This is a genomic window from Micromonospora sp. B006, assembly GCF_003408515.1.
Taxonomy (GTDB): Bacteria; Actinomycetota; Actinomycetes; order Mycobacteriales; family Micromonosporaceae; genus Micromonospora; species Micromonospora echinospora_A.
In genome coordinates this window covers 5,882,514-5,902,746 of the sequence record NZ_CP030865.1, presented here as the reverse complement: position 1 = coordinate 5,902,746, position 20,233 = coordinate 5,882,514, and the positions used below count along the sequence as shown (strand labels likewise).

Annotated in this window: 19 protein-coding genes; 8 read left to right on the top strand and 11 right to left on the bottom strand. The window is 75.4% G+C overall.

What is annotated here, in order from left to right; all coding sequences use genetic code 11:
* Positions 1–40: 40 nt before the first annotated feature.
* Positions 41–400 carry a hypothetical protein gene (locus MicB006_RS26480; protein WP_073827602.1) on the bottom strand — a complete coding sequence of 120 codons (360 nt, stop codon included), beginning with the start codon at positions 398–400 and terminating at the stop codon, positions 41–43.
* A gap of 100 nt (positions 401–500) precedes the next feature.
* On the opposite strand from MicB006_RS26480, the gene MicB006_RS26475 reads away from it, so the two are divergent.
* Both MicB006_RS26475 and MicB006_RS26470 read left to right on the top strand, forming a co-directional pair.
* Positions 501–1,727, top strand: coding sequence for a cysteine desulfurase-like protein (locus MicB006_RS26475; protein WP_116509782.1), 1,227 nt, complete (start codon positions 501–503; stop codon positions 1,725–1,727).
* Entirely contained in the window at positions 1,724–2,011 is a 288-nt protein-coding gene (locus MicB006_RS26470) for a GNAT family N-acetyltransferase (protein ID WP_073827600.1), read from the top strand. Before MicB006_RS26475 ends, MicB006_RS26470 begins: the two co-directional genes overlap by 4 nt.
* A 45-nt stretch (positions 2,012–2,056) precedes the next feature.
* On the opposite strand, the gene MicB006_RS26465 is transcribed toward MicB006_RS26470, so the two are convergent.
* The gene (locus MicB006_RS26465) at positions 2,057–3,556 is read right to left on the bottom strand and encodes a glycoside hydrolase family 3 protein (RefSeq protein WP_116509781.1); all 1,500 of its coding nucleotides are present in this window, start codon (positions 3,554–3,556) and stop codon (positions 2,057–2,059) included.
* Between the two features lie 139 nt (positions 3,557–3,695).
* Here MicB006_RS26465 and MicB006_RS32635 point away from each other — a divergent pair, with 139 nt between their 5' ends.
* From MicB006_RS32635 to MicB006_RS26450, 4 genes are all read left to right on the top strand, one after another.
* Complete coding sequence (locus MicB006_RS32635) at positions 3,696–3,818, top strand: hypothetical protein (protein WP_255419509.1); 123 nt, start codon at positions 3,696–3,698, stop codon at positions 3,816–3,818.
* Between the two features lie 170 nt (positions 3,819–3,988).
* On the top strand, positions 3,989–5,620 hold the full coding sequence (locus MicB006_RS26460; RefSeq protein ID WP_073827598.1) for an ATP-dependent DNA helicase RecQ: 1,632 nt from the start codon (positions 3,989–3,991) through the stop codon (positions 5,618–5,620).
* Between the two features lie 63 nt (positions 5,621–5,683).
* Positions 5,684–6,187 carry a hypothetical protein gene (locus tag MicB006_RS26455; RefSeq protein WP_073827597.1) on the top strand — a complete coding sequence of 168 codons (504 nt, stop codon included), beginning with the start codon at positions 5,684–5,686 and terminating at the stop codon, positions 6,185–6,187.
* A 126-nt stretch (positions 6,188–6,313) separates the two neighbouring features.
* Positions 6,314–7,369, top strand: a complete 1,056-nt coding sequence (locus MicB006_RS26450) for a helix-turn-helix domain-containing protein (protein ID WP_116509779.1) — start codon at positions 6,314–6,316, stop codon at positions 7,367–7,369.
* A gap of 163 nt (positions 7,370–7,532) precedes the next feature.
* Here MicB006_RS26450 and MicB006_RS26445 read toward each other — a convergent pair whose 3' ends face one another.
* The 8 genes from MicB006_RS26445 to MicB006_RS26410 are packed head-to-tail and all read right to left on the bottom strand — an operon-like array spanning position 7,533 to position 16,229.
* A complete protein-coding gene (locus tag MicB006_RS26445; protein WP_116509778.1) occupies positions 7,533–8,522 on the bottom strand; it encodes a DNA topoisomerase IB in 990 nt (329 codons plus the stop codon).
* Entirely contained in the window at positions 8,506–9,465 is a 960-nt protein-coding gene (locus MicB006_RS26440; protein WP_116509776.1) for a glycosyltransferase family 9 protein, read from the bottom strand. The genes MicB006_RS26445 and MicB006_RS26440 overlap by 17 nt, the downstream gene beginning before the upstream one ends.
* Positions 9,462–10,163, bottom strand: coding sequence for an SDR family oxidoreductase (locus MicB006_RS26435; protein WP_116509774.1), 702 nt, complete (start codon positions 10,161–10,163; stop codon positions 9,462–9,464). The genes MicB006_RS26440 and MicB006_RS26435 overlap by 4 nt, the downstream gene beginning before the upstream one ends.
* Positions 10,164–10,206: 43 nt before the next feature.
* Positions 10,207–11,703 carry a PfkB family carbohydrate kinase gene (locus MicB006_RS26430; RefSeq protein WP_116509772.1) on the bottom strand — a complete coding sequence of 499 codons (1,497 nt, stop codon included), beginning with the start codon at positions 11,701–11,703 and terminating at the stop codon, positions 10,207–10,209.
* Positions 11,700–12,392, bottom strand: coding sequence for an SIS domain-containing protein (locus MicB006_RS26425; protein WP_116509770.1), 693 nt, complete (start codon positions 12,390–12,392; stop codon positions 11,700–11,702). The genes MicB006_RS26430 and MicB006_RS26425 overlap by 4 nt, the downstream gene beginning before the upstream one ends.
* Positions 12,392–13,609 (bottom strand): glycosyltransferase, encoded by a 1,218-nt coding sequence (locus tag MicB006_RS26420; protein ID WP_116509768.1) that lies wholly within the window; start codon positions 13,607–13,609, stop codon positions 12,392–12,394. Before MicB006_RS26420 ends, MicB006_RS26425 begins: the two co-directional genes overlap by 1 nt.
* The gene (locus tag MicB006_RS26415) at positions 13,594–14,568 is read right to left on the bottom strand and encodes a glycosyltransferase (protein WP_116509766.1); all 975 of its coding nucleotides are present in this window, start codon (positions 14,566–14,568) and stop codon (positions 13,594–13,596) included. Before MicB006_RS26415 ends, MicB006_RS26420 begins: the two co-directional genes overlap by 16 nt.
* Positions 14,565–16,229: an HAD-IIIA family hydrolase gene (locus MicB006_RS26410; protein ID WP_116509765.1), complete on the bottom strand. Its 1,665-nt coding sequence runs from the start codon at positions 16,227–16,229 to the stop codon at positions 14,565–14,567. Before MicB006_RS26410 ends, MicB006_RS26415 begins: the two co-directional genes overlap by 4 nt.
* Before the next feature lie 182 nt (positions 16,230–16,411).
* Between MicB006_RS26410 and MicB006_RS26405 the strand changes: the two genes are divergently transcribed.
* Both MicB006_RS26405 and MicB006_RS26400 read left to right on the top strand, forming a co-directional pair.
* The gene (locus MicB006_RS26405) at positions 16,412–16,858 is read left to right on the top strand and encodes an SRPBCC family protein (protein ID WP_073827800.1); all 447 of its coding nucleotides are present in this window, start codon (positions 16,412–16,414) and stop codon (positions 16,856–16,858) included.
* Positions 16,859–16,949: 91 nt separating this feature from the next.
* Positions 16,950–17,717, top strand: coding sequence for a polyprenol monophosphomannose synthase (locus MicB006_RS26400; protein ID WP_073827799.1), 768 nt, complete (start codon positions 16,950–16,952; stop codon positions 17,715–17,717).
* Between the two features lie 912 nt (positions 17,718–18,629).
* On the opposite strand, the gene MicB006_RS26395 is transcribed toward MicB006_RS26400, so the two are convergent.
* A complete protein-coding gene (locus MicB006_RS26395) occupies positions 18,630–20,222 on the bottom strand; it encodes an NAD(P)/FAD-dependent oxidoreductase (RefSeq protein ID WP_116509763.1) in 1,593 nt (530 codons plus the stop codon).
* Positions 20,223–20,233: the final 11 nt, after the last annotated feature.

The window sequence follows — 20,233 nt, the reverse complement described above, 5'->3', positions numbered from 1 at the left end:
TTTTCCAAACGTCTCCCCCGCCGGGAGCGGCCGAAACGGATCAGCCGTTGAGGTCGCGGGCGACCCGCAGCACCACCTGCTGGTCGGTGACGCTGTCCAGGCTGACCTGGAAGCCGGCGACCTCGGTGGCCTGCTGGCCGACGGTCAGGGAGAGCTGTTCCCCGGCGACCTCGACGGTGACCTGGTCGCCCTGGGCGCTGACCAGCTTCGCCTCGACGCCGAGGATGCGGGCGCTGGCCTCCACGCCGCGGTCGAAGGTGATCGTGCAGGCGTCGAGGCCGCAGTCGGTCTCGGCGCCCTCGGAGCTGCATCCGGCGAGCAGTGCGGCGCCGAGCGCGAGCCCGGCGAGCAGACCGGCGGCGCGGCGGGCGGGGGCGGAGGTGGCGCGTCGGAGGGTCACCCGTCCAAGGATAGGCGGCATGCGCCACCGTGCCGTCGCGCCCGGGGCCCGCGACGGCCACGCCGGGCGGTGTCTGCGAGGTGCGCGCTAGGGTGCCGGAATGGCTTTCGACGTCGCCCGGGTCCGGGCCGCCTATCCCGCTCTGGGCGAGGGCTTCGTCCACTTCGACGGCGCCGGGGGCACCCAGACCGCTGCCGGCGTGATCGAGGCGGTGACCGGCGCCATGCGCGCCGCCACCGGCAACCGCAGCACTGCCTTCGTGCCCGGCCGCCGGGCCCTGGAGCTGGTCGCCGGGGCGCGGGCCGCGGTCGCCGACCTGCTCGGCGCGCAGCCGTCGGGCGTGGTGCTCGGTCCGAGCGCCACCGCGCTGACGTACACCCTGGCGCGGACGCTCGGCGCCGGCTGGCGGCCGGGCGACGAGGTGGTGGTCTCCCGGCTGGACCACGACGCGAACGTCCGGCCCTGGGTGCAGGCCGCGCAGGCGGCCGGCGCCACGGTGCGCTGGGCCGAGTTCGACCCGGTGACCGGCGACCTGCCCACCGGCCAGTACGCCGATCTGGTCACCGAGCGCACCCGGCTGGTCGCGGTGACCGCCGGCAGCAACGCGATCGGCACGGTGCCGGACGTGGCGGCGATCGCCAAGACCGCGCACGCGGCCGGCGCGCTGGTCTGCGTCGACGGCGTGCACTCGGTGCCGCACGGCCCGACCGACCTGGCCACGGTCGGCGCGGACTTCCTGGTGACCAGCGCGTACAAGTGGTCCGGGCCGCACCTGGCGGCGATGGCCGCCGACCCGGCGCGGTGGGAGCAGCTGCGCCCGGCGAAGCTGATCCCCTCCGCCGACGCGGTCCCGGACCGGTTCGAGTACGGCACGCCGAGCTTCCCGCTGCTGGCCGGGGTGACCGCAGCGGTGGATCACCTGGCCGGCCTGGATCCGTCCGCGACCGGCGACCGCCGGGAGCGGGTACGCGCCGGGCTGGCCGCCGCGCAGGCGCACGAGGAGGCGGTCTTCGACCGGCTGCTCGCCGGGCTGACCGGCCGGTCGTTCGTGACCGTCTACGGGACGCCGGCCCGGCGCTGCCCGACGGTGTCGTTCCGGGTGGCCGGCCGATCCCCGGCCGAGACGGCGGCGGCGTTGGGCGAGGCGGGCCTGTGCCTGTCGCACGGCGACTACTACGCCTACGAGTACTTCCGCACCATGGGCCTGCGCGCGGACGGCGGCGCGGTCCGGGCCAGCGTCTACCACTACAACACCGTCGAGGAGGTGGACCGGCTGCTGGCCGAACTGGACCGGCTGGCCGGCCCCGGAGGGAGAATGATCCGGTGAGCTTTCAGGTCGAGGACAACCCCGCCAAGCGGCGCTTCGAGATCCTGGTGGACGACGCGCTGGCCGGGTTCGCCGCGTACACCCCCGGCGACGGGGTGCTGGTCTTCACCCACACCGAGGTCGACAACCGGTTCCAGGGTCAGGGCGTCGGCGCGGCGCTGGTCCGGGGCGCGCTGGACGAGGTCCGCGCCCGGGGCGGCCGGATCGTGCCGAGCTGCCCGTTCGTGGCCGCGTTCGTCAAGCGTCACCCCGAGTACGCCGACCTGGTGGTCGACCCGGAGTGAGGCCCGGGACGGCCGGGGGACCTCCCCACCCGGCCGGCCCGGGAGTCAGCGGGTGCCGGTGAGCACTTCGGCGGCGGCTCTGGCCGCGGCGGCGGTGGCGCCGTGGGTGGCCAGGTGCACCGCGCCGGTGACCAGCTCGGGCACGCCCAGTTCGACGACCACCGCGTCCGGGCGCGCGGCGAGCGCCCGGCGCACCGCGTCCCGCATCCAGTCGTGCCGGTGCAGGTCGCGCACCACCAGCACGAGCGGCCGTCCGGCCGGCACGTCGCCCGGGTCGGCCGGTACGGCGTCGGCGGCGTAGCGGGCGGTGGTGGTGCCCGGCGCCAGGTGGGTCAGGGGCGCGGCGATCCCCCACGGCGTCTCCTCGCCGATGGCGATGTTGCGCGGCGGCGCGAACTCCACCACGTGCGCCGGCCCGGCCAGCGGCAGCAGCGCGGCGTCGCCGCTGACCCGTACCGCCCGGCGGGCGGCGGCCAGCCCGATCGGTGAGCCGTCGGCCGGTGGCGTGCCGGCGACCCGGCGGGCGCGGGCGGCGACGCTCCAGGCGGCGAGCTGACCGACGCGCTTGGCCGCCTCGGCGAGCCGTTCCTCGGGCAGCTCCCCGCTGATCACCGCGGCGACGATCGCGTCGCGCAGCTCGCGGGCGTCGGCCTCGGTGGCCCGTTCCCCGCCGACGCAGATCGCGTCGGCGCCGGCGACGAGCGCGCGCACCGACGCGCCGGTGAAGCCGTACCGGTCGGACACCGCGCGCATCTCCACCGCGTCGGTGACCACCACGCCGCCGAAGCCCATCTCCTCGCGCAGCAGGCCGCCCAGCACGCGCGGGCTGAGCGTGGCGGGCAGCTCCGGGTCCAGCGCCGGCACCAGCAGGTGGCCGGTCATCACCGCCTGTGTCCCGGCTGCCACAGCGGCCCGGAACGGGGCCAGCTCGACCGCGTCGAGGCGGGCCCGGTCGCCGCCGATGCGGGGCAGGTCGTGGTGCGAGTCGACCCGGGTGTCGCCGTGTCCGGGGAAGTGCTTGGCGCAGGCGGCGACGCCGCCGGACTGCAGGCCGCGTACCCAGGCGGCGGTGTGCCGGGCGACCAGGTCGGGGTCGGCGCCGAACGCGCGTACCCCGATGACGGGGTTGGCCGGGTTGGAGTTGACGTCGGCGTCCGGGGCGTAGTTGAGCGTGACGCCGACGGCTGCCAGTTCGGCGCCGAGGTCCCGGGCGACCTCCTCGGTCAGCGCCGGGTCGTCGACCGCGCCGAGCGCGTAGTTGCCGGGTCGCGAGCTGCCCCGGGCGGACTCGATCCGGGTGACGTCGCCGGCTTCCTCGTCGATCGCGACGATGACGTCCGGCCGTTCGGCGCGCAGGGTCTCGGTGAGCGTGGCGACCTGCTCGTGGTCGACGACGTTGCGGGCGAACAGGACGACCGAGCCGAGCCCTTCGCCGAGCCAGCGGCACACCCACGGCGGCGGCGTGGTGCCGACGAACCCCGGTTGCAGGACGGCGGCGGCGAGCGCCGCCAGGTCTCCGGTCGATCCCTCGGTCCGCTCGCTCATGTGCTGTCGTACCCCCGTCTCCCCCACGGACCCGCCGGGGCCGGCGGGTGCTGCCATGGTCACACCGCGCAGCTAAATAGTCAACAATCCTTACTGTTAGCCGCTGGCGCCCCGCGACCACCCGTGGGAGAGTTCCCACATGCCCGCCCTGCCGCTCGCCGACGCCACGAGCGCCGCCGACATCCCCGGCGTACGCCTGCTCGGCCTGATCGTCGGCGGCCTGTTCCTGCTGATCGCGATCCGGGCCATGTTCCGCCGCTGAGCCCGCGCCGGCCGGGTTGGCGCCCGCCGCCGGGGGTAGGGCTTGCCCGGTCCGGACGTCCGGGCACAGTGGAGGCCTGTTCGACCTGTACCGGCACGAGATCCTGCCCCGGCTGCGGTGAGCGGGAGAACGGTTTCGCGCGGGATCGCCGGGGGTAGCTGAGGCGCTTGATGAAACTGACCACGCACTCCTCCAGCCTGCGCCGGGCGGCGCGGAACCTGTTCGGCTGGACCGCGCTGCGGCCCAACCAGCTCGCCGCCATGCGCGCCGTCATGAAGCGCCGCGACGCCCTGGTGGTGCTGCCCACCGGCGCCGGCAAGTCGGCGATCTACCAGATCCCGGCCAGCCTGATCCCGGGCCCGACGGTGGTGATCTCCCCGCTGCTGGCGTTGCAGCAGGACCAGATCGCCGCGCTCAACGAACGGCAGCGTCCGGAGCTGCGCGCGGTGCGGATCAGCTCGGACGAGAGCGCCGCCCAGCAGGCCGAGGCGATCGAGGACATCCGGGCCGGGCGCGCGGAGTTCCTGTTCATCACGCCGGAGGCGCTGAGCAACCCGGACCGGCTCGCCGAGGTCCGTGAGCTGAAGCCGGCGCTGGTGGCGATCGACGAGGCGCACTGCATCTCCGCCTGGGGCCACGACTTCCGGCCGGACTACCTGGCGCTGGGCCACCTGATCGACGGCCTGGGCCGACCGCCGGTGGTGGCGCTCACCGCCACCGCCTCCCCGCCGGTACGCGACGACATCATCGCCCGGCTGCGGCTGCGCGAGCCCGAGGTGGTGGTCTCCGGGCTGGACCGGCCGAACCTCTTCCTGGAGGTGGCCCACTGCCCCACCGACGACTACCGGTGGCGGCGGCTGATCGCGCTGCTGCGTGACGACGAGCGGCCCGGCATCATCTACGTGCCGACCCGCCGGGCGGCCGAGGAGCTGGCCGAGCGGCTCACCGGCGCCGGTTTCCCGGCCGAGTTCTACCACGGCGGCATGCCCACGGCGGCCCGGCACGAGCTGCACGAGGCGTTCCTCGCCGACCGGGTGCCGATCATGGTGGCCACGTCGGCGTTCGGCATGGGCATCGACAAGCCGAACATCGCCTGGGTGGTGCACATGGCGCTGCCCGACTCGCCGGACAGCTACTTCCAGGAGATCGGCCGCGCCGGGCGCGACGGGTCGCCGGCCCGGGTGCTGCTGCTGTGGCGCGCCGAGGACGTCGGCCTGCAGCGCTACTTCAGCGGCGGACTGCCGGACGAGAAGGAACTGGCCGAACTGGCCGCGGTGCTGCGCGGCAAGGCCCGCAACCGCAAGGAGCTGCGCGAGCTGACCGGCCTCGGTCCGCGCAAGCTGGGCCAGTACCTGTCCCTGCTGGAGCAGATCGGCGCCGCCGAGCCGCGGGCCGGGCAGCGCATCGGCGCGCCCCGGTACGCGCCGGAGGCCGCCGAGTCGGGCCGCGCGGCGCTCGCCGAGGCGGAACGGCAGCAGACAGTGACCCGCTCGCGTACCGACATGATGCGCGCCTTCGCCGAGACCACCGGCTGCCGCGGCCAGGCCCTGCTGGCGTACTTCGGCGAGCAGATGCAGAAGGTCTGCGGGCACTGCGACAACTGCCACGCCGGCACCAGCGTGGCCGCCGACGGCGCGGTCGGTCCGTTCCCCGTGCACAGCCAGGTGCGCCACCCGGAGTGGGGCGCCGGCCTGGTGCTCAGCTACGAGGAGGACCGGATGACGGTGCTCTTCGACGAGGTCGGCTACAAGACGCTCTCCGTGCCAGTGGTGTCCGAACAGGGACTGCTGGAACTCGACTAGCCTGACCCGGGCGCCGCGGCGGCGCCCGTCGACAACGACGACCACGGCGAAAGGGGCCTGATCGTGATCGAGCAGCCGGCGTACACCCGGTTCGGCGTCTCCGACGAGGAGTGGGGGCTGCTGGTGGGACTGCCGCAGTCGGTGCTCACCGCGGCGGCCGCCGCCGAGTCCGACGGCACCCGCCGCACCATGGCCGAGAACGCCGCCGGGCTGGAGACCATCGCCGCCGGCCGCGAGTCGGCGAGCCCTCTCGTCGCCGCGGTGGCCGGCGAGATCGTGTCCCGGGTCGGCGACCCGGAGACCGGCGCGGAGCTTCCGGTGCTCACGCCGCAGGACCCGAAGGCGATGATCGAGGACGTGCTGGCCCGGGCCGGTCAGGCCGCCGCCCTGCTCGCCGCGCGGGTGGACGAGGGCCAGGCCGGGGCGTACCGGCACTGGCTGGTGGACATCGCCGAGCAGGTGGTGGGCGCGGCGTCCAGCGGCGGCCTCCTGGGCCTCGGCGGCGACACGGTGACCGACTCCGAGCGCCGGTTCCGCGACCGGCTGGCCCAGGTGCTGAACGACTGAACGGACTGCTAACAGAAGGCTCCCCCGTCCGTCAATGACGGACGTCACGGCCCCACGGGTGTCGCTTTCCGGCCCCGTGGGGCGTCCTGGTTTTAACAGGTGTGACAAAACCACGGGGGTGGGTTGATGGACGGCAGGCTGCGCCGGCAGGTGCTCGACACGGAAGATCTGCCACCACGGGAGCGCTTCGGCACGTGGCTGGACATGATGGCCAGCAGCCCGACGCCGCTGCGGATGCACACCGCGCACGCCGACGACTTCGTCGCGCGGGCCGAGTTCGTCGAGCTGGGCCGGCTGCGGCTCATCCGCTACCGCTACCCGTCGGTGGACTGCGTCCGCACCTCGAAACTGATCCAGCGCTCCGACCCGGACTACTACCTGCTCGCGCTCACGCTCACCGGGACCAGCCAGGCCGACCAGGCGGGACAGCGGGCCCGCTGCCGCCCCGGCGACCTCACCTTCTACGACTGTTCCCGCCCGCACGAGGTCAGCCACCACGCCGACCCGGCCGGGCCCGCGTACGCCCGCTCGATCGTGGCCCTGATGCCGTACGACGCGCTGCCGCTGCCGCGCCGCCGCCTCGCTCCCCTGTTCGCCGGGCGGATGTCCGGCTCCGAGGGCGTCGGCGGCCTGCTCGCCGACTTCCTCATCCGGGTCACCGGTCACCCCGAGCAGTACCACGCGGCCGACGCCGAGCGGCTGGGCGGGATCGGCCTGGACCTGATCGCCACGCTGCTCGGCCGCAACCTGGTCTCCGAGGAGGCGGTACCCACCGAGATCCGGCGGCGCGCCCTGCTCGCCCAGGTGCGCTCGTACGTGGAGCAGCACCTCGGCGACGCCACGCTGGACCCGGGCCGGATCGCCGACGCGCACCACATCTCGGTGCGCTCGCTGCACCGGCTCTTCGAGGACGAGGAGACCACGGTCGCGGCGTACATCCGTGACGAGCGGCTGGCCCGGTGCCGCCGCGACCTCGCCGACCCGGGCCTGAGCGACCGCTCGATCCAGCTCATCGCCGCCCGCTGGGGCTTCCGGGACAAGGCCCACTTCAGCCGCGCGTTCCGGGCCGCGCACGCGGAGACGCCGCAGGCATACCGGACCCGTCACCTGGAACCGGCACGGATCGTCAACACCACGGCATCCGCAGTCAACTCGGCGCGGACATACTTGACGCAGGGCTGACACCGCTCATGGCGGCAGCCCACGGGTAACGGGGGGCCGTGGCGCGGCGTCCGCGGCGGCCCGGCCGCGGGCGGCCGCCACCCGGCGGTCTCCCGCATCCGCGCCCGCCGAGGTTTCCGGCCCCGTCGCGCTTCCCCCCAGGACCGACGGGGCCGGTCAGCGGTCAGCCGGCCTCCTCCTCCAGCAGCGCCAGCACGGACTTCTCCACCGCCTCGCGCGGCATCTCCGGCTGCACCGGCGCCAGCACCCCGCCGTGGTAGAGGTCCACCACCCGCGGGTCCACGTAGGAGGCCCGCGCCACCGTCGGGGTGTTGCCGAGCAGCTCGGCCACCGAACGCATCACCGCCGCCACCGCGCGCCTGCGGGCGGTGGCGGAGCGCTGCGGGCCCACAGTGGCCAGTTCGGCCGCGGCCAGCACCGTGGCGTGCCAGGTGCGGAAGTCCTTCGCGGTCATCTCCCCGCCGCTGGCGTCGCGGAGGTAGTCGTTCACCTCGTCGCTGCGCACGTCGCGCCAGGACCGGCCGTCCCAGTAGCCGAACAGCCGCTCCTGGGCCCGCCGTCGCCGGCGCAGGTTGAGCAGCACCCGGCACAGCTCCGCGTCCTCGATCCGGCGGACCTGCTCGATGCCGCCCTTGGCGGGGAACTCCAGGACCACGCACCCGCCCCGGGGGCGGGTGTGCTCGGGGCGCAGCGTGGCCACCCCGAAGGTCGGGTCGTCGCCGGTGGCGTACTGGTCGCTGCCGACCCGGAAGGCGCCCATGTCGAGCAGCCGGGCGACGGTGGCCAGCACCCGCTCCCGGCGCAGGCCGCGCAGCGTCAGGTCGTGCGTGACCCGGTCCCGCAGCGCGGGCAGCCGGTGCGCCACCTCCAGCACGTGGTCGAACTTCGCCTCGTCGCGCTTGCGCCGCCAGTGCGGGTGGTAGAGGTACTGCTTGCGGCCCGCCGCGTCGATGCCGATGGCCTGGATGTGGCCGTTCGGGTACGGCGAGATCCACACGTCCTGCCAGGCCGGCGGGATGACCAGCTCCCGCAGCCGGGCCAGCTCCCCGGCGTCGCGCACCGGCTCGCCGGCCGGGTCGAGGAACAGCCAGCCCTTGCCCCGCCGCCGGCGCGCGTACCCCGGCCGGCCCGGATCGCTACGCCGCAACCGCACCGGATACCCGTTCCACAGCGGCCACCGCAGCCACCACCTCGTCGATCCCGATGGCATTCAATGTCGGGTGGCTTCCTACCCCGTGTGACCCGGTCAAATCCCGGTTGACGCTGGTGGCCTCTATCGCACCCAGCGCGCGGTGCCGTGGCCGGTCCGCCGGTGGACCCCAGTGCGCGGCCGGCACCGGCCCGAACAGCACCACCGAGGCGGTGCCGTAGCCGGTGGCGAGGTGCGCCACGCCGGTGTCCCCGCTGACCACCAGCCGTGCGCCCGCGACGAGCGCGGCCAGCTCGGCCAGCCCGGTCCGGCCGGCCAGCACCGCCTCCGGCGGCAGCCCGCCGTCGCGGGCGACCCGCTCGGCCAGCGCCCGCTCGCCGGCCGACCCGGTGACCGCCACCCGGTGGCCCCGCGCGGTCAGCTCCCGGGCCAGCCCGGCGAACCGCTCCGCCGGCCAGCGCTTCGCCGCGATCTTGCCGCCCGGGTGCAGCAGCGTCATCCCGGCCGGTACGCCGACCGCCGCCGGACGGCGCAGCGCCAGGTCGCCCGGGTCGGCCGGCAGGCCGTACGCGTGCAGCAGCCGGCACCACCGGCGGACCTCGTGCTCGTCGTCGTCCCAGGCCGGGCCGTCCGGATGACCGGCCGCCGGATTGCGGTAGGCGAACGTCCGGGCGGGCCGGACGGCGGCCAGCGCCCGGTGCGACTGCGGTCCCCGCCCGTGCAGGTTGACCGCCACCTCCGGCGGTGGCCCGGTCCACCCGATCCGGTCCGGCCCGGTGGTCGGCAGGACCCGGTCGACCGCCCCGGTCAGCCGCGCCAGCGGCGCCAGCCAGTCCGGGGCGGCGAGCACCAGTTCCCGGCCCGGCAGGCCGGCGCGCAGGCCGCGCAGCGCCGGCACGGCGGTGACCAGGTCGCCGACGCCGAGCGCCCGCAGCACCAGGATCACGGGTACGAGGACTCCTGCGCGGCGCAGACGACCATCTCGCGTACCGCGCAACCGGCCGGCTGGGACAGCGCGAACATGACCGCGGCGGCGGTGTCGGACGGCTCGTTGAGCACCGCGTCCGGGCCGGGGCGGTACTGCGCGTCCCGCTCGTCGAAGAACGCGGTGCGCATGCCGCCCGGGATCAGCAGCGTCACGCCGACCGCGCCGGCCAGCTCGGCGGCGAGCGCCCGGGTGAAGCCGACCACCCCGAACTTCGCCGCGCAGTACGCCGTCGCGTCGCTCACCGCCTTCACGCCCAGCGTCGAGGCCACAGTGACGATGTTGCCGCGGGACGCCTCCAACCAGGGCAGCGCGGCCCGGATCACCGCGGCCGTGGCGAGCAGGTCCACGGTGACGATCCGTTCCCAGGTCTCCGCCGGGATGTCGGCCAGCTTCCCCGGCACGTCCATGCCGGCGGCGGTGACCACGGCGTCCAGCCCGCCGGAGCGTTCCGCGAGATCGCGGGTGGCGGCCTCGGCGGCCCGGGTGTCGGCCAGGTCGCACTCGGCCCAGGGCACCCCGTCGGCGGGACGCTGCCGGTCCAGCACCAGCGGGCGTCCACCGGAGCGGGCCACCGCGGCGACCACCGCCGCGCCGAGCCCGCTCGACCCGCCGGTGACCAGGACCGAGGGCCCGGCTCCGGGAGCGGGGGCGCTCATGCCGCCGCCCGCGCGACCGCGCCGGAACGGATGCGTCGCTCGTTCATCGTGCTCCCTTCGCCGTGGACCGGACCACCGCCTGCGCGACGGCCTCCGCCGGGTCGACAGCCGCGGCCGGCCAGCCGGTGCCGCCCCGCCCCGCCCGCGCCGCCGCGATCATGTCGGTGGTCGAGCGCCCGTCGAGGTACGGCACGACCACCGTGTGCCCGCCCCAACGGGCCAGGATCTCCGACTCGGGCAGCGTCTCCGCGCCGCCGCCGCTGGCGTAGTCGCCGCCCTTGACCCAGATGTCCGGGCGCAGCCAGGACAGCGCCGCCTCCGGGGTCGGCTCGTCGAAGATCAGCACCGCGTCGACGCAGCCGAGCGCGGCGAGCAGCCGCCCCCGGTCGCCCTGCGGCACGACCGGGCGCTCCGGCCCCTTCAGCCCGGAGACGCTGGCGTCGGAGTTGAGGCAGACCACCAGGCAGTCGCCGAGTTGCCGGGCCGCCTGGAGCGTCGCCACGTGCCCGGCGTGCAGCAGGTCGAAGCATCCGCCGGTGGCCACCACGGTGCCGCCGGCCGCGCGTACCCGGGCCACCACCTCACCGGCCGCGCCGGCGCCGATCCGGTCGCTGCCGCCGGTGACCACCGCCGGGGCCACCGCCCGTACCGGGGCCGGCAGCGCGGCGGCCACCCCGCCCCCGGCCACGTACGCGGACGCTTCCGCCACCGCCTCCTGCACCGCCTCGGAGACCAGCGCGCCCCGGGCCAGGGCCAGCGTCGCCGTGGACGCGAACCGGTCCCCCGCCCCGCAGGTGTCCCCCTCGGCCGGTGGCGCCGGCACCACCAGGGGCGTGGATCCGGCGTGACAGAGCAGCGCGCCGTCCCCGCCGAGCGTCACCGCCACCGCGCGCGCCTGCCAGCGGCGGCGCAGCGCCTGCGCGCTGCGGGACGCGGCCGCCAGGCGCGACCCGCCCGGCGGCGTCTTGGCCAGGTCGCGGGCCTCCGGCTCGTTCGGGGTGGCCAGGTGCACCCCGGGCACCGCGGCCGGTCCGCGCGGATGCGGATCCCAGACCACCGGCGCCCGGGTGGCGGCCAGCGCGGCGCGCAGCGCGGGATGCCCGGCCACGCCCCGGCCGTAGTCGCTCACCAGCACGGCGGACGCGTCGGCGATCAGCCGCAGCACGGCGTCGCTCGGCTGACCGGGCACGCCGGCCGCCCCGCCCCGGTCGTGACGCAGCAGCACCCGGCCCCGTACCCGCAGCCGGACCTTCTCCGGCGTGGCGCCGGCCAGCGGCAGCGCGTACAACCGCACCCCCGCGGCGGCGAGCAGCGTGCCGATCCGGGCCCCGCCGGCGTCGTCGGCGACGGCGGTGACCAGCGCGACCTCGGCGCCCTGGGCGGCGGCGAAGACCGCGGCCAGGCCGGCGCCGCCGGGACGGTCGACGGAGGACGTCTCGTCCAGCACCGGCACCGGGGAGTCCGGGCAGAGCCGGTTCACCAGCCCTTCGACGTCGCGGTCCAGCAGCGTGTCCCCGAGCACCACCACCGGCCCCGTCATGCCCGGCCTCCCGGTCCGGCGGGCGCCGCCGGGTCCGGGTCGCCGAGCACCACCTCGACGCCGGTACGCACCGGTTCGGCCGGCGCCGGGGCGGCGAGCGCCGCGGGCAGCGCCCGTTCCATGTACTCGCAGAGCACGTGCGAGGCCACCAGGTGCAGTTCCTGCACCACCTGCCCGTCCGGCGAGTCGATCGCCAGGTGCTCGTGGCAGAGGTCGGCGAGGGGGTTGGGTGCGGGTCCGGTGAAGGCCCAGCTGCGCAGGCCGGCCTGGTGGGCGGCGTGGGCGGCGGTGAGGAGGTTGGTGCTGGTGCCGCTGGTGGTGAGGAGCAGGAGGATGTCGTGGGGTCGGCCGTGGGCGCGGACTTGTCGGGCGAAGGTTTCGTCGTATCCGTAGTCGTTGGCGATGGCGGTGAGGGCGCTGGTTTCGGCGTGCAGTGCGATGGCGGACAGGGGTTGGCGGTCGTGGCGGAGTTTGCCGACGAGTTCGGCAGTGAGGTGTTGGGCTTCGGCGGCGCTGCCGCCGTTGCCGGCCACCAGCAGCCGCCCGCCGGCGGCGAGCCGGTGCGCCAGTTCCTCACCCCAGCGGGCCAGCGTCCGCTCCGACTCCCGCAGCGGCAGCAGCGCGGCGGCCAGCAGCGCCAGGTGGTCCTCCAGCAGCGTGCCGCCGGCGGCCGGCGGGGTCGCCGCCATCAGGCGACCACCCGGGTGGGGCGGCCGACGGTGGCCACCTCGCCGTACAGCTCGGTGAGGCGGTCCGCGGCGGTGGCCCACGAGTAGCGGGTGCGGGCCCGTTCCAGCGCCGCGGTGGCGTAGGCGAACCGGCGGATCCGGTCGCCGAGCAGGCCCCGGATCGCCGCGGCGAGGGCGGCCGGATCGCGGGCCGGCACCAGGTCGCCGGTGCGGCCGGGCACCACCGTGTCGATGAGCCCGCCGACGGCGGTTCCGACCACCGGTACGCCGCACGCCATCGCTTCCAGCGGGGTGAGCCCGAACGGCTCGTACCAGGGGGCGGCGACGAGCACGTCCGCCGACCGGTACCAGCGGCCCATCTCCTCCCGGGGCACCGCGCCGACCAGCCGTACCCGGTCGGCGACGCCGAGAGAGCGGGCCAGCGTCCGCAGGCGCAGCGCGTACGGGTCGGTCTCCAGCAGCCCGGCCGGCGGGCCGCCGACCACGACGCACTCCGCGTCCGGCACCTCGGCGACGGCCCGGATGACGTCCTGGAAGCCCTTGCGCTCGACCAGCCGGCCGACGGTGAGGATGCGGGCCCGGCCGCCGTCACGCTCGGCGACCGGGCCGAGCGGGGAGAACGTGGACAGGTTCACCCCCGACGGCACGACCGTCATCCGGGAGCGAGGCACACCCATCCGGACCAGCTCGGCGACCTCGTCCTGGCACTGGGCGACCACCCGGTCCACCGAGCGGCCCAGCTTCCGCTCGTGCTCGACCCGGCCCGGCGGGCTGGTGTCCTGCACGCCCTGGTGGCGGCGCTTGACGGTGCCGAGCGCGTGGTAGGTCTGCACCACCGGCACGCCCGCGCGACGGGCCGCGGCGAGCCCGGCCAGCCCGCTCATCCAGAAATGCGCGTGCACCACCTCGGGCTGCCAGTCGCCGGCGCGCCACCGGTCGGCCAGCCAGTCCCCGAACGCCGGCATGTACGGCAGCAGATCGTCCTTGGCCACCGGCTCGGCCGGCCCGGCCGGTACGTGCACCACCTCGTACCCGTCCGGGGCGCGGACGCTCACCGGCAGGTCCACCGCGTCGAGCCGGGTGTAGACCCGCACGTCGTGACCGGCGGCCGCGAGCGCGGCGGAGAGCTCCGCGACATGCGTGTTCTGGCCACCGGCGTCCTCCCCGCCGAGGACGGCGAGCGGGCTGGCGTGCTCCGAGATCATCGCGATGCGCATACTTCCTCCTCCAGCAGCCGGTCCCAGTCGGCGAGGAAACGCTCCAGGCCGTAGCGGCTCCGGGCGGCGGCCCGCGCCGCGGCGCCCGCCCGGCGGGCGGACTCCCTGTCGTCCAGCAGGCCACGGGCGGCGTCGACGAGCGTGTCGACCCGGGTGGAGAGCGCGCCCGCCTCCGGGGGCACGGCTTCCACCGCTTCCGTGGCGGCCAGCGCCACCACGGGCATGCCCATGGTCATGGCCTCGACGAGGCTGAGGCCCAGTGAGGTCCAGCGGCACAGGTGCAGGTAGGCGCGCCGCTTGGCGAGTTCGGCGTGCATGGCGTGCTGGGGTACGTCGTCGTGGCTGGTCAGCCGGTCCTCGGGCAGCCCGAGGTGGGCGGCGAGGCCGGCCACCTTCATGCCGTAGACGTCGAGCGGGGCGACGGCGGCGAACCGGGCGAGCAGGTCGGTGCCGGTGACCCGCCAGCGGCGTACCGGCTCGTTGATGACGACGGCGAGGCGGTCGAGCTCCCCGGTCCATTCGACGGCGGGCGGTACGACACCGTGGTCGACCACCGTGGTGCGGGTCGTCCCGTTGTCCCAGAACAGCTCGTTGAAGGCCGTGACGTGCGTCAGGAGCAGGTCGTCGCGGTCGGCCATCGGGTGCCGGGTGTTCGGCACGTCGCCTTTCGGCGTGTTGTGCTCGACGTAGATCGCCGGAAGGTCGCGGCCGGGGCGGCGGCCGAGCCACTCGGCGGCGAGGTCGAGCTCCTCGGGGCGCTGGAGGACGACCAGGTCGACGTCGGTGTCCCGCAGGTCCTCGGGAGTGACCTCGACGGCCGTGTCCGGCCACGGGTAGGTGCGCGCCCGGCCGAGGCCGTAGGGGCCCCGGTCGGGGGTCACCGGCACGAGGTAGCGGTGCTTGCCGTGCACGAAGGACGTCGTCCAGGAGCCGTGCACGTGCCACAGCAGGATGTTCATCCGACCACCCCGCCCGGGACCGGCGCCGGCACGCCGAGCAGCCGCAACGCCTTGAGCACCCGGCCCGGCTCGACAGCCGACAGGCACGGGTGCCCGGGGACCGGGCAGACGGTGGCGCGGGTGTCCCGGCAGGGCGCCGCCGCGTCGCCGAGGCGCACTGTCGGCACCCGGTAGGGCCCCCACTGTCCGAACGGCACCGTCGGCGCGAACAGGCTCACCACCGGCACGCCGAGCGCCGCGGCCAGGTGCGCGGGCCCGGTGTTGCCGACCACCAGCGCGCCGGCTCCGGCGACCACAGCGGCCAGCTCCGCCAGCCCGGCACGCCCACCCAGGTCGACGCCGCCCGCCGCGGCGACCCGCGCGGTCAGCCCTCGCTCGTCCGGCCCGCCGGTGACCACCACCCGGTGACCGGCCGCGCCGAGCACCCGGACCACGCGGGTGGCCAGTTCCTCCGGGCAGGCGCGGGTCTCCACCGACGAGCCGGGGTGCAGCACCACGTAGCCGGCCGCCCCGGCCTCGGCCGCGGGCGGCGGAAGGCGGTCGGTGCGGATGCGCAGCGCCGGTTCGTCGTGGTCGGGCAGCGCGTAGCCGGCGGCGGCGGCGAGGGACAGGGCACGTTCGGGTTCGGGTACGCCGGCGGGGACGCGGTGGCGCACGTCGAGGAGGCTGCCGGGGTAGTCGTCGCTGATGGCGCTGATCCGGGGTACGCCGGCCAGGCGCAGGAGCAGGGCCAGGGGCAGGGGTGACTGGTGGAAGGAGGTGAACACGACCGCTTCGTCGGCGCGTACGGCCGCGAGCCGGTCGGTGAGCGCGCGCATGGCGGCGGGGTCGACGGGTGGGGCGGGCGCGTCGATCCAGGGCAGCGGCGCTTCGACGATCTCGTCCACGCCGGGCAGCAGTTCGGCCGCCGCCCGGCCGCGTGGCCCGCACAGCAGCACGACCCGGTCCGCTCCCGCCGCGACCGCCCGGATGCCCGGACCGGTCACCAGCACGTCCCCGGCGGCGTCGCTGCGCACGACGAGGACAGTGCCCCGGCGGCTGCGGCGCGCGCGTTCCGGCGCGGCCGTCAGGCGCATCCTTGCCAGCACGGTGCTCACCGCGTCCGGCAGGTCGGCGGCGACCGTCGGCGCGGCGGCCACCTCGGCGGCCCGGGTGGCCGGCGTGGGCACCATGATCGCGGCCGCCCCCGCGGCGGCGGCAGCAGCCGTGTCCGCGCCGATGTCCCCGATCAGCACGCACCGGGTGGGTGTGGTGCCGAGCGCGGCAGCGGCCTCGTGCACGAGGCCGGGCGCGGGCTTGCGGCAGGCGCACCCGTCGGCTTCCGCGTGCGGGCAGATCGCCCAGTGGTCGAAGGGCCCGAGCAGTTCCTCCACCCGGGCGTTGACCAGGCGCAGTTTGTCCGCGGTGAAGCAGCCGCGGGCCAGGCCGGACTGGTTCGTGACGACGGCGAGCCGCAACCCGGCCGCCCGCAACCGGTCCAGCGCCTCCCGGGCACCCGGCACCGGGCGTACCTTCTCCGGATCGCCGTTGTACGGCACGTCCTCGACCAGCGTGCCGTCCCGGTCCAGCAGCACCGCGTCGTACAGGCCGGACGGGAACCGGTCAGCACCCGGGTCAACCCGGGCTGACCTGCACTGATCCCGCTCCTGGTCCCGTCGCACGGGCGGCGGGTTCCCGAGCCCCCGAGGAGTAAACGTCGACGTCGGCGCCAGGCGCGCCCCGCCGGTGCCGCACGGCCGGCGCACACTTGCCACGACCGGCCCGGTCCGGCGATACCCGCCGCCCCGGAGAAGCTAACCCGCATCCCCGTTAGCGGCGGCCCGCGCCGGGGTACCGGTTGGTGATGGCGGTTGTGGAGAAGGTGATCGACGCGCCCCCGGAGCAGGTCTTCGAGGTGCTCGCGGACGGGTGGACCTACAGCGACTGGGTGGTGGGCACCGCGCACGTGCGGGACGTGGACGACGCGTGGCCCCGCGTCGGCAGCAACCTGCACCATCGGGCCGGGCCCTGGCCGTTCTCGCTCCAGGACAAATCCACGGTGCTGGAGTGCCAGGCGCCGCACCGGCTCGTGCTGCGCGCCGGGTTGTGGCCAGCCGGCGAGGCGATCGTGGCGTTCGCCCTGGAACCGCTGGAGGACGGCCGGACCCGGGTGACCATCGGCGAGGACTTCGCCGCCGGGCCGCTGCGGTGGGTCCGGACCAAGCTCAACGACCTGGTGCTGCATCTGCGCAACCGGGAGACGCTGGCCCGGCTGTCCGACATCGCGACGCGGCAGAAGCCGGAGCGGTGATCGATCCCTCGGCGGGGCGTCTGTGCGGCCGCCGCACGGCCCACTGGATACCCTCTCAGATGAACCTGTCCGCTGACCGAGGATGTCCGTGATGATCGAACCCGTGCAGTTACCCTCCCCGTGGGGGGATGCGCGCCTGACCGTCGTCGTTCCGACCTACAACGAGGCGGGCAACCTCCCGGTGCTGGTCGAGCGCCTGCTCGCGCTGCCTCTGCCGGGGCTGAAGGTGCTGGTCGCGGACGACAACTCCCCGGACGGCACCGGTGAGGTCGCCGACAAGCTGGCCATCGAGCACCCGGAGCGGGTGATGGTGGTGCACCGCCCGGGCAAGGAGGGTCTCGGCCGGGCGTACGTGGACGGCATCGGCCGGGCGCTCGACGACGGCGCGGACTTCGTCGCCCAGATGGACGCCGACCTGTCGCACCCGCCGGAGGCGCTGCCCGGCATGCTCGGCGCGCTGCTCTCCACGCAGGCGTCGGTGGTCATCGGCTCGCGGTACGTGCCCGGCGGTGAGCTGGACGAGAACTGGCCGCTCTACCGGCGCGCGCTCAGCGGCTGGGCCAACCTGTACGTGCACACGCTGCTGCGGGTGCGCATCCGTGACCTGACCGCCGGTTTCAAGATCTGGCGGGCCGAGGCGCTGCGCGAGATCGGGCTGGACCGGGTCCAGTCGAACGGCTACAGCTTCCAGGTGGAGATGCACTACCTCGCCACCAAGCTGGGGCACACCATCCTGGAGGTGCCGATCCGCTTCGAGGAGCGCCGTGACGGCGACTCGAAGATGACCACCGCCACGAAGATCGAGAGCGCGTTGATGCCGTTCAAACTGCGCAGCCGGCACCGCAACCTCGACTCCTGACCTACTCGCACGCCGCAACGCGCCCTCACGCCGCTGTCACCCCGCGTGAGGGCGCGCTGGCACCGCCACATCCCCCGCCCCGCGCCTTTGCTCTGCCGCCACCGGCGCAACACCGCCTTGAGCTGGGCACTCTCCCCGGGTAACCGTTCCCTCGCCCCCGCACATCAACCACGCCGTGTAACCAGCCCTCCATGCCTCACAGCCCTCAGCCCCACCCCGACGCAGGCGCGATCTTGCAGTTTGGTCCCCGGCAAACACCGCGAAGCAGGCATCCCTGGGGCACTAACTGCAAGATCGCGTGGGACTTGGGCCCAGCCGTGGCGGCTGGCGCGGGTGGATTGGCGATTTCGCCCTCGGAACACCGCGACGCATGCAAAGGCGGCGGCGCGAAAGGCGCGCCGGGGCGGCGCCGAGCACTCCCCCGGGACTCACCTCGACACTGTCGGCCGCAGAGCGTGTGGCGACCAACCGCCTGACCGTCAACCAGCCCGGCCCAGGGCGGTGCGGTGGTCGGGCCGGCCCGGGACAGTGTGGTGGTAGGGCCCGCCCGGGACGGTGTGGTGGTCGGGCCGGCCCGCCAGTTCGGGGAGGTGGCTGGATGCCGGGCGCTCCGTTGCCGCCACTTCGCCGTGGTGGTGGCCCGGTCCGCCAGCTCGGCGAGGTGGCTGAATCCAGGGCCCTTCGTTGCCGCCACATCGGGGAAGTGGCGACCTGACCTACGCTATCTCCCGGGATGTGGGCTATTTATCTCATTGTCGAGACGGGCGGCAGGTTCCAACGCGGCCGACGGTAAGGCGAGCTTCCGGTGAACCGGTTTGCCAGGTGTTCCGCAGTTGGCGAATCAGATGCTCAGCCGTAATGGGTGCGGGATCGGCCGACAGCCGCCGTGAGCGCGCGGAGGGTGCGTCGCGGTCAGCGGTAGACGGCGCGGTGGGCGGCGGCGATCGTGCGGGCGTACACCGCGCCGGTGACGGCCCGGTCGCGGGCCAGCGCGGCCCGCGCCGCGTTCGCCCCCGGCGCGCCGTGGACGCCGCCGCCGGGGTGGGCGGAGGCGCTGGCCAGGTAGAGCCGGTCCACCGGAGTGTCCGCGCGGCCCAGGCCGGGGATCGGCCGCAGGAACAACTGCTGGTACGCGGCAGCGGTGCCACCGCCGAGCGCGCCGCCCACCAGGCTGGGCTGGGCGGCCTCCAGGTCGGCCGGGCCGGCCACGTGCCGCCCGACGACCGACGCCCGGAACCCGGGTGCCGCCGCCTCCAGCACCTCCTCCATCCGCTCCACGTGCCCCGCCACGTCCTCGGCCCGCCAGTCCCGGCGGAACGGCAGGTGCGTGTAGGACCAGAGCGACTCGGTGCCCGGCGGGGAGTGGCTCGGGTCGGCCACCGACATCTGCCCGACCAGCAGGAACGGGTCCCGGGGCAGCTCGCCGCGGGCCAGCTCGGCCGCGTACGTGGTCAGGCCGTCCATGTCGGCGCCCAGGTGCACGGTGCCGGCGCCGGCCAGTTCCCGGTTCTTCCACGGCACCGGCGCGGACAGCGCCCAGTCGACCTTGAGCGTGGAGCCGTCCCACTTGAAGTGCGCCAGGTCCTCGACCATCCGGGGCGGCAGCGCCGCGGCGCCGACCAGGTCGAGGAAGAGCGCCGGCGCGGGCACGTCGGCGAGCACCGCGCGGCGCGCCCGCCAGTCGGTTCCCCCGGCGGTGCGTACGCCCATCGCGCGGCCCCGGGCGGTGAGCACCCGCTCGACCCGGGCGCTGTACTCGATCCGCCCGCCCCGCTCGACCAGCCGGGCCACCAGCGCGTCGGTGATCCGCTGCGCGCCGCCGACCGGCACCGGCCAGCCCACCTGCTGGCCGAGCATGGCGAGCAGCCAGCCGTACACCCCGGAGCCGGCCTCCTCCGGGGACAGGTCGGTGTGCAGGGCGCAGCCGGCCAGCAGCACGGGCCCGCCCTCGCCCTCGAACAGCTCCGCGCCGAGCTTGCGTACCGGCAGCACGAGGCGGCGGGCGAGCCGGAGCGCGCCGCCGATCCGGAGCTGCCGCAGCAGGCCCAGCCCGCCGCGTACCGGCGGGAACGGGGTGGTGATGCTCTGCAGCATCGGCTCGGCGACCTGACGCCAGTCGGCGTACGCGTGCCGCCAGCGCTCCCCGTCGCCGGGCGCGAACGCCTCCAGCGACGCGGCTGTGGTGTCCAGGTCGCGGTTGACCACCGCGGCCCGCCCGTCCGGGAGCAGGTGCGCCAGCACGTCCGGGGCGTGCGTCCAGGAAAGGCCGTGCCGTTCCAGGCCCAGCCCGTCCAGCACGGGGGACGCGTAGCCGAGCGGGTAGAAGGAGCTGTAGAGGTCGCTGAGGTAACCGGGCGCTGTCACGTACCCGGACCGCACGGCCCCGCCGGGCGCCTCGGTGGCCTCCAGGACGGTGACGTCCCAGCCGGCGTCCACCAGCAGGTTCGCGGCCACCAGGCCGTTGTGCCCGGCTCCGATGACGACGGCGTCGGCGGTGGAGGTCATCGGATCCGCCT